This window comes from Pseudomonas abyssi, from assembly GCF_002307495.1.
Lineage (GTDB): Bacteria > Pseudomonadota > Gammaproteobacteria > Pseudomonadales > Pseudomonadaceae > Halopseudomonas > Halopseudomonas abyssi.
Genome location: NZ_NTMR01000049.1, coordinates 1 through 8,188 on the forward strand (window position 1 = coordinate 1; position 8,188 = coordinate 8,188).

An 8,188-nucleotide genomic window follows, 5' to 3' on the forward strand; every position below is an offset into this window, starting at 1 on the left:
CAGGTGCGGTTTGCTACGTTCGAACTTCTCTTTAGCCATCGAGAGATCCCCTATTCGTGAGAGCAATGCGCGTGTCACGCGACCATTAAATAAAAGGCAGATATTCGCATATCTGCCTTGATATTGGAGCTCATGAGCGGATTTGAACCGCTGACCTCACCCTTACCAAGGGTGTGCTCTACCAACTGAGCTACATGAGCTTACACACCATTGCATGGTCAGACTGGAGCGGGTAGCGGGAATCGAACCCGCACCATCAGCTTGGAAGGCTGAGGTTCTACCATTGAACTATACCCGCCAAGTAGCCTGACTACGCGAAATCTGGTGGAGGGGGAAGGATTCGAACCTTCGAAGGCTAAGCCGTCAGATTTACAGTCTGATCCCTTTGACCGCTCGGGAACCCCTCCGTAAAAGAGGCGCCATTTTCATCACTTGGCGACCCCCTGTCAACACTTTTGTTAGCAAAAACACTTACTTGAACCATGTTTCTGCCAACGCAGACCCAATCAGCAAAAAGGGTCGTCGTGAAGCGGGCGCAATTCTAGGGCAACTCGCCCAACTTGGCAACGGGGGAACAAGCCTGATATTGATGTTGCAGGGCAGGAAAGTCATTGCGCAGACGCCCAAGTAGCGCCTGATCCACCAGGCGCCTGGCCGCAGGCTGCACCTGCACCAGGTACTGACTGCGCATCTTGTCTACCGACTCAACTCGCACATCATTGCCGTCGGCGAGTAATTGCGCCTGCCGCGCCTCGGCGTAATCCAGACGGGAAAACACACCCAGGGAGATATTGCCCGCCAGCGGACCACGGGTAATGACAAAGCTCTCGATGCCCTGCTCCTGCAGCAGCGACAGCCGAGCCAGGGCATCGACACTGCCGCCCGAGACGGGCATGACCAGCCAGTAATCGGTACTGCCGACCACGTCATCCTCAATCAGTCCGGCCTGCACGTCCAGAGCCAGCAGCCGCTGCAGCAACTGCTCGGCCTCTCGGCGCTCAGCGAACACGCCCAAGGTGATGCACAACGCGGCCGGCGGCGCCTCTTCAACGATCTCCGAGCGCGCAATCGGCGCAGTCTCCGCCAGCGAACCTGCGCTGGCGGCTGGCACCTGCTCCACCCCGCCCAGCTCTTGCGCGGGCAGCACGCTGTCGGGCCTGACGCTGGCGGCCTGCAACTGCCACAGCGCGTAAAGAATGTTGAGCAGCAGCAGAAACAGAAACAGCGAACGCATCAATCGATCTCCATGGGACACGCCAGCGCCAGACCATCGAATACAAGGTCGCTAATAATGTGGCAGCTCTGGGGCAAGGCTTCGGCCATGCGCTCGGCGTCACCACCGGTGAGGATGACCACCATTTCATCCCCCAGCGCCTGGCGGGCTACGCGTAGCTGCTCACGCACAAAGCCGACCAGCATCAGGTCACAGCCAAACTCGACCGCCTCCGCAGTACTGTCGCCCGGGCGCGGGGTTGCCAGGTCGCCACGCAGCGACTGTTCATAACGAATCAGCCGGGTGTGACGCTTCAAACTGCCGCGCAGCAACTTGCTGCCCGGGGCGATGTAACCGCCCAGATGCTGTCCGCCGGCATTGACGAAGTCGACCGTCACCGCTGTGCCAAGATCAATCACCACACAGGCGCGCCGACAGAGATGGTAGCCAGCAACCAGCGCCAACCAGCGATCCATGCCCAGCTTGGTGTAATCGGCATAGCCGTTGCGCACACCAGCCAGCTCGGCAGCACTGCGCGCCAGGACCGGATGCAACTTCAGCCAACTGGTCAACTGGTCCAGCACCACCTGATTCTCTTCCGCCGACCGCACGGACACCAGACGACAGCCGTGTATCTCACGCTCCTGCCCGCCCAGCAGGCGCTGCAGCTCAACCAGGTCCGGCGCCATATCGCGATCGCGCACACGCCCCTCCCGATCAAGCAGGCGCCATTTGATCAGGGTATTCCCGCAGTCCAGCTCAAGTAGCATCGTTCAACCTCAAACTGACCTCTCCCCCACTGATCTCCTGCACACCCTGCTCCTGCTGCAGCACGAGCGCGCCGCGCGCATTGACGCCGGCAGACAGGCCTAGTTGCTGCTGACTACCAGACACCACACGCACCGGCTGCCCGGCCCAGGCATCGCGCTGCTGCCACGCTTCACGGAAAGGGGCAAAGCCTTCGGCACGGAAGACATCCATCGCCGGCGCCAGACGTCGCAAGAACGCAGCCACCAGCTGGTTGCGATCCAGCGTCGCCGATTGCCCGGTTCGATAAAGCGAGGTCCAGGCCTGGTCCACCGCCTCAGCGGAATCCATCAGCACATTGACGCCGACACCGATAACGACCAGCGCCTCGCCGGTCAGATCGCCACTGATCTCCAGCAAAATGCCGGCCAGCTTGGCGCCGCCCAACAGCACGTCATTGGGCCACTTGAGCTGACACCCCTTGTAGCCAAGGTCTTCCAGGCCCTGCACCAGACAAAGGCCAACCAGCAGGCTCAACCCTTCAAGACCGTGGGCACCGCCGGAAACCGGCTCCACGATGGACAGGTAGATGTTCTGCGCGTAGGGACTACTCCAGGGCCGCCCGCGGCGGCCGCGGCCAGCCGTCTGCTGCTCAGCCAGCACGATCAGGGGGCGCGGCGCACCCGGGGCCAGACGGCGCTGCGCCTCGGCGTTGGTCGAGTCAACCTGCTGATGCAGGTGCCACTCCCAGCGCTCAGCCAATACAGCCGGCAGCAGGGAGCGGATCGCCGCCGCATCGAGCAAACAGGCACCACGCGGCACGCGATAGCCTTTGCCTCGCACACGCTGCAAGGGGTAACCCTGCTCCTCCAGGCGCTTCAGCGCCTTCCAGATAGCAGCGCGGCTAACGCCCAGCGTCTCGCCCAGCGCTTCGCCAGAATGAAAGCGCCCGTCAGCCAGCCGTGTGAGTATCGCGCCGAGCATCTATGCTGTTACCTTTTGAAATGAACGGCACATGATAACGCCGGGGCGCGCGACCGGCTATCCTCGCGTTTTGCGGCGCCACCAGGGCCGCGCCAACTCCTCCAGCGCATCGCTACGGGTAATCCCTGCGTCCTGCAGCTGCGCAGCACTCATGCCCGCCAGTAATGCATGCTCGTAACGACGGCGCCGCCAGCGACGCCAAACCTCGATAAACCGCACTATCCCTCGCATCTCGGTGTCTCCACTCACCACCAAACCATGGCTAAAGTCTGGCGAGCGGCTTAAGATCAATCCAACGAATGTTTTTTATGCAATGCATCCGGAGAATTGATCAATGGCGCACTTTCCGACCATCGATAGCGAGCTGCTGCGCACCTTTACCGTGATCGCCGACCAGGGCGGCTTCACCCGCGCGGCCGATCAACTCAATCGCACCCAGTCAGCCGTCAGCATGCAGATGAAGCGATTGGAAGAAGATGTTGTTCAACGCCCTCTGTTCAGCCGGGAAGGGCGGCAGGTTCAGCTGACGGCAGAGGGAGAGCTACTGCTGGGATATGCGCGACGTATCTTGCGCCTGCAGGGAGAAGCACTGAACAGTCTGCGCACACCGGACATGGTCGGGCTGGTACGCATCGGTACGCCAGACGACTACGTTGCGCGCTTTCTGCCGGGCGTCCTGGCGCGTTTCGCACACAGCTTTCCGCTGGTTCAGGTGGAAATGCACTGCGAGCCGTCGACACAGCTACTGCAGCGCCATGATCTGGATCTGACCATTGTTACCCGCGAACCGGGCAAGGAGATTGGCGAGCTGCTACGCCAGGAGCAACTGGTCTGGGCCCAGGCCACGGGCGCCGGGCTACAGCATCTGGAGCAGCTGCCTTTGGCCATGTTCAACGGGGACTGTTTCTGCAGGCACTGGGCCTGCAATGCGCTGGAAGCACAGCAACGCAATTACCGCATCGCCTACACCAGCCCGAGCCTGTCGGCCATTTTTGCCGTGGTCGGCGCAGGCTTGGCGATCACGGCCCAGCCGCGCAGCCTTATTCCTGACAGCATGCAGATGCTCGGCCCGAACGAAGGCCTGCCGGAAATGCCGCAGGCGAGCATCGTATTGCTGCGCGACTCACGACGCAGTTCCGCCGCCAGCGAATCACTGGCAGCGCACATTATCGAAGGCTTTCGCCACTAGGGAAGCACATCAGCCCCAGTAAAGCGTCTGCGGTTGTGTGTGCCCGGCAACGAACAGGTGCCCGACATCCGGCACGGCGAAACAGCGGTCGCCGCGACGTGGCTGCCAGCTATGATATTCGGCATGGGTGATACCGACCTCCCACAAGGTATCGCACTGCCAGCCGCAGGGACGCAGCTCCAGCCGCACCTCGGCACCAATCAGGTTGATCGCCTCAACCTGCAGCGGCAGATGCGCGTGCCCGACCGGACTTAGCTGCAGGCGCACCTCGTGCGGTCGCAGATAGAGCTGCGCCTCACCCGCTGCCGCCGGCTCTTCCGGGAACTGCACCCAGGCGTCACCACTTGCCAGCCGATTACCTACAAGCGAACCTTGAAGCACATTGACGTGCCCCAGAAAATCAAACACAAAACGCGAGTCAGGCTTGGCATAAAGCGCCTCCGGCGTATCAACCTGCTCGATATGTCCGGCGCTCATCACCACAACCCGGTCGGACAACTCCAGCGCCTCTTCCTGGTCATGGGTAACAAACACACTGGTGAAATTGAGTTCGTCATGCAGGCTGCGCAGCCAACGGCGCAGATCCTTGCGCACGCGAGCGTCCAGGGCTCCGAAGGGCTCGTCCAGCAGCAACACTTGAGGCTGCATCGCCAGCGCGCGCGCCAGCGCGATACGCTGTTTCTGCCCGCCGGATAGCTGGGCCGGAAAGCGATCAGCCAAATGCGACAGTTGCACCATCTCCAGCAGATTGCCAACGCGCTGGCGAATCTCCGCAGCGGACGGACGCTGCTTACGCGGCAACACGTCCAGACCGAAGGCAATATTCTGCGCAACGGTCATATGCCGGAACAACGCATAATGCTGGAACACAAACCCCACCCGACGCTCACGCACGTGCCGGCGGGTGACATCCTCACCGTGGAATAGAATCCGCCCGCTGTCGGCACTCTCAAGGCCGGCGATAATCCGCAGCAGTGTGGTTTTACCGGAGCCGGAGGGACCCAGCAGGCCGATCAACTCCCCGTCCGGGATATCCAGCTCGATCCCCTGCAGCGCCTTGAAGGCGCCGAAGGACTTGTCGATTTGCTCGAGGGTAATGCTCATGTAGTTCGATCCGATTGAGTGCTCACCGGCCGCATCTGGCGGGCCTGCCGCCACTCCACTGCGCTTTTGATCAACAGGGTCAGCAAGGCGATACCAGCCAGCAGAGACGCGCTGGCAAAAGCGCCGACCGCATTGTAATCCTGATACAGCAGCTCGACGTGCAACGGCAGGGTATTGGTCTGGCCACGAATGTTGCCCGAGACCACAGACACGGCGCCAAACTCGCCGACGGCGCGTGCATTGGTCAGCACAACGCCGTAAAGCAGCGCCCACTGAATGTTGGGCAGGGTAATCTTGCGAAACAGCTGCCAGCCGGAAGCGCCAAGCACCACACCGGCCTCCTCTTCCTCCCGCCCCTGCTGCTGCATGAGAGGAATCAGCTCACGCGCGACAAAGGGGCAGGTGACAAAGACCGTTACCATCACGATACCCGGCCAGGAGAACATCAGCTGGACATCCCGATCCATCAACCAGCCGCCGAGCCAGCCGTTGCTGCCGTACAACAGCAGATACAGCAGACCCGCCACCACCGGCGAGACGGCGAAGGGGATATCGATCAGGGTAATCAACGCCTTGCGACCAGGGAACTCGAAGCGCGTCACCAGCCAGGCAAGGAAGGTCCCGAACACCAGGTTGATCGGCACGGTCAGCGCGGCAACAAACAGCGTCAAGCCGATCGCGTGGAGCGTGTACTCATCGGTCAGGTTATCCCAGAACGTCGCCGCGCCCGCAGAGAACGCCTGGCTGAAGATCATCACCAGAGGTACGACCAACAGCAGGACAACCAGCAGTAGCGCAAACCCGATCAGCGACCATTTGATCCAGGGCTGATCACCCGCCCGCAAGCGGCCTTGAGATTTCATAGCCCTCCCTCAGCGGCCATGCAGACGGCGCAGATAACGCGCCTGCCACAGGTTGATTGCCAGCAGCAGCACCAGCGAGGCGATCAGCACCACGGAAGCGATCGCGCTCGCCGCACCGTAATCAAATTCCTGCAGACGGATAAAGATCATCAGACTGGTGATCTCACTGACATACGGCATATTGCCGGCAATAAAGATCACCGCACCAAATTCACCCAGGCTGCGGGTGAACGACAGGGCAACCCCGGTCATCAGCGCGGGCCAGAGGCTGGGAAAAAGAATTCGGCGAAAGACCGCGAGATCGGAAGCCCCCATGCTGATGGCAGCCTCCTCATCCTCGACCGGCAGGTCCTCCAGTACCGGCTGCACGGTACGCACCACAAAAGGCAGACTGGTAAAGGACATGGCAACGACAATACCCAACGGCGTGAAGGCCACCTTGATACCCAGTTCCGCCAGCAGCTGGCCATACCAGCCGTTCTCGGCAAATAGCGCCGCCAGCGTAATACCGGCGACGGCTGTCGGCAATGCAAAGGGCAAATCGATCAGCGCATCGATCAGCCGCTTGCCCGGGAATTCGTAGCGCACCAGTACCCAGGCCAGCAGTAAACCGGCGATACCATTGAACAATGAGGCAATACCGGCGGCCCACAGCGTGACCTTGTAGGAGGCGACAACACGCTCGTCGGTGATGACGCCCCAGTATTGCTCCCAGCTCATGCCTGCGGTCTGAACCAGCAAGCCGGTCACAGGGAGCAGCAGGATAAGGCTGATAAACAGCAGCGATATCCCCATACTCAACGCGAATCCCGGCAACACACGTTTGCCGGGATTGCGACGTAGCGGCGACCAACGGCCGCCTGACAGCTCACTCATGCTGATTCTCTCAGCGGCGCTGCAGCTGATCCAGCTTGCCGCCGCTAGCAAAATGCTCAGTCATCGCGGTTTTCCAGTCACCGGCAATCGCCTCGATCGGCAACAGCTCCAGCTCGGGAAAGCGATCAGCAAATTCCGCCTTCACCGTCTCATCGTGTACGCGGTAATTGAAACCGGCGATCAGGCGTTGCGCCTCTTCGCTATACAGATATTCCAGATACGCTTTGGCGACATCAGTTGTCTCGTTGCGCTCGACACTGCGGTCAATCCAGGTGACAGGGAACTCCGCCAGGAAGCTCACCTTGGGCACCACCACCTGATACTCGCCGTCGGACTGGGCGGCGATGTTGTTCACTTCAGATTCGAAGGTCAGCAGGACATCACCGATGCCGCGCTCAACGAAGGTGGTGGTCGCGCCACGTCCGCCCGTATCGAATACCGCGACGTTGCCGAGAAACTCACGCAGGTAGTTGTCGATGGCTTCCTGATCATCACCAAAGGTTTTCTGCGCATAGCCCAGCGCAGCCAGGTAGGTATAACGGCCGTTGCCCGAGGTTTTCGGGTTGGGCAGCACAGAACTCACGTCATCGCGAACCAGGTCATCCCAGTTCTGAATGTTCTTCGGGTTGCCCGCGCGCACCAGGAAGGCCATCGTCGAATAATAAGGAGAGCTGGCGTTAGGCAGACGCTCGCGCCAGTCCGCAGGAATCAAGTTGCCGCGCTCATGCAGGATATCGACATCGGTCACCTGGTTGTAGGTCACCACATCTGCCCGCAGCCCCTGGATAATTGCTTGCGCCTGCTTGGAGGAGCCACCATGGGACTGGTTAATCTCGATGGTCTTGCCGGTCTCCTGCTGCCAGTGCTCGGCGAACAGCTCGTTATACGAAGCAAACAGCTCGCGAGCGATATCGTAAGAGGAGTTCAGCAGTTCCTGGTCGGCGGCCTGTGCCGATGCGACACCGAGACCACTGGTGACCGTCAGTGCCACGACCAGCTGTTTGATCAGTTTACGCGGGGATTGCAACATGTCTGTCTCCAACTGCACAGGGCCGCTTGGGCGAGCACCTTTCTCAATGGGCGCCCAGATTACCGCCCAGCATCAGTTAGAACAACAAGCAGGTTAGACGGATTTGCTTATTACTTCTAACGCTAAAGCATAAGCCCGCCACCCGCCCAGAACTTTTCCGCGCGCACAAAGAAGAACACCCT

At 60.6% G+C, this 8,188-nt stretch carries 9 protein-coding genes and 3 tRNA genes; 1 reads left to right on the forward strand and 11 read right to left on the reverse strand.

Going from position 1 to position 8,188, the window contains the following annotated elements; all coding sequences use genetic code 11:
* Positions 1–124 precede the first annotated feature (124 nt).
* The 7 genes from CNQ84_RS19990 to CNQ84_RS20020 form a co-directional block, all read right to left on the reverse strand.
* Positions 125–200, reverse strand: a tRNA-Thr gene (locus CNQ84_RS19990).
* 24 nt (positions 201–224) lie between these two features.
* Positions 225–298 (reverse strand) — tRNA-Gly (locus CNQ84_RS19995).
* A 24-nt stretch (positions 299–322) separates the two neighbouring features.
* Positions 323–407: transfer RNA gene (locus CNQ84_RS20000), tRNA-Tyr, on the reverse strand.
* 134 nt (positions 408–541) lie between these two features.
* Positions 542–1,234, reverse strand: coding sequence for an SPOR domain-containing protein (locus CNQ84_RS20005; RefSeq protein ID WP_096006510.1), 693 nt, complete (start codon positions 1,232–1,234; stop codon positions 542–544).
* A complete protein-coding gene (locus CNQ84_RS20010) occupies positions 1,234–1,983 on the reverse strand; it encodes a type III pantothenate kinase (RefSeq protein ID WP_096006511.1) in 750 nt (249 codons plus the stop codon). The genes CNQ84_RS20005 and CNQ84_RS20010 overlap by 1 nt, the downstream gene beginning before the upstream one ends.
* Positions 1,973–2,944 carry a bifunctional biotin--[acetyl-CoA-carboxylase] ligase/biotin operon repressor BirA gene (gene birA / locus CNQ84_RS20015; protein ID WP_096006512.1) on the reverse strand — a complete coding sequence of 324 codons (972 nt, stop codon included), beginning with the start codon at positions 2,942–2,944 and terminating at the stop codon, positions 1,973–1,975. The genes CNQ84_RS20010 and birA overlap by 11 nt, the downstream gene beginning before the upstream one ends.
* A 57-nt stretch (positions 2,945–3,001) precedes the next feature.
* Positions 3,002–3,175 carry a YjiS-like domain-containing protein gene (locus CNQ84_RS20020; RefSeq protein ID WP_096006513.1) on the reverse strand — a complete coding sequence of 58 codons (174 nt, stop codon included), beginning with the start codon at positions 3,173–3,175 and terminating at the stop codon, positions 3,002–3,004.
* Between the two features lie 103 nt (positions 3,176–3,278).
* Here CNQ84_RS20020 and CNQ84_RS20025 point away from each other — a divergent pair, with 103 nt between their 5' ends.
* Entirely contained in the window at positions 3,279–4,133 is an 855-nt protein-coding gene (locus tag CNQ84_RS20025; protein WP_096006514.1) for a LysR substrate-binding domain-containing protein, read from the forward strand.
* Between the two features lie 9 nt (positions 4,134–4,142).
* On the opposite strand, the gene CNQ84_RS20030 is transcribed toward CNQ84_RS20025, so the two are convergent.
* Genes CNQ84_RS20030 through cysP form a run of 4 tightly spaced genes read right to left on the reverse strand, consistent with a single transcriptional unit; the run spans position 4,143 to position 8,006 of the window.
* Positions 4,143–5,237 (reverse strand): sulfate/molybdate ABC transporter ATP-binding protein, encoded by a 1,095-nt coding sequence (locus CNQ84_RS20030; protein WP_096006515.1) that lies wholly within the window; start codon positions 5,235–5,237, stop codon positions 4,143–4,145.
* Entirely contained in the window at positions 5,234–6,100 is an 867-nt protein-coding gene (gene cysW, locus CNQ84_RS20035; protein ID WP_096006516.1) for a sulfate/thiosulfate ABC transporter permease CysW, read from the reverse strand. Before cysW ends, CNQ84_RS20030 begins: the two co-directional genes overlap by 4 nt.
* A gap of 9 nt (positions 6,101–6,109) precedes the next feature.
* Positions 6,110–6,976 carry a sulfate/thiosulfate ABC transporter permease CysT gene (cysT, locus tag CNQ84_RS20040; RefSeq protein WP_096006517.1) on the reverse strand — a complete coding sequence of 289 codons (867 nt, stop codon included), beginning with the start codon at positions 6,974–6,976 and terminating at the stop codon, positions 6,110–6,112.
* A gap of 10 nt (positions 6,977–6,986) precedes the next feature.
* Positions 6,987–8,006 (reverse strand): thiosulfate ABC transporter substrate-binding protein CysP, encoded by a 1,020-nt coding sequence (gene cysP / locus CNQ84_RS20045; RefSeq protein WP_096006518.1) that lies wholly within the window; start codon positions 8,004–8,006, stop codon positions 6,987–6,989.
* Positions 8,007–8,188: the final 182 nt, after the last annotated feature.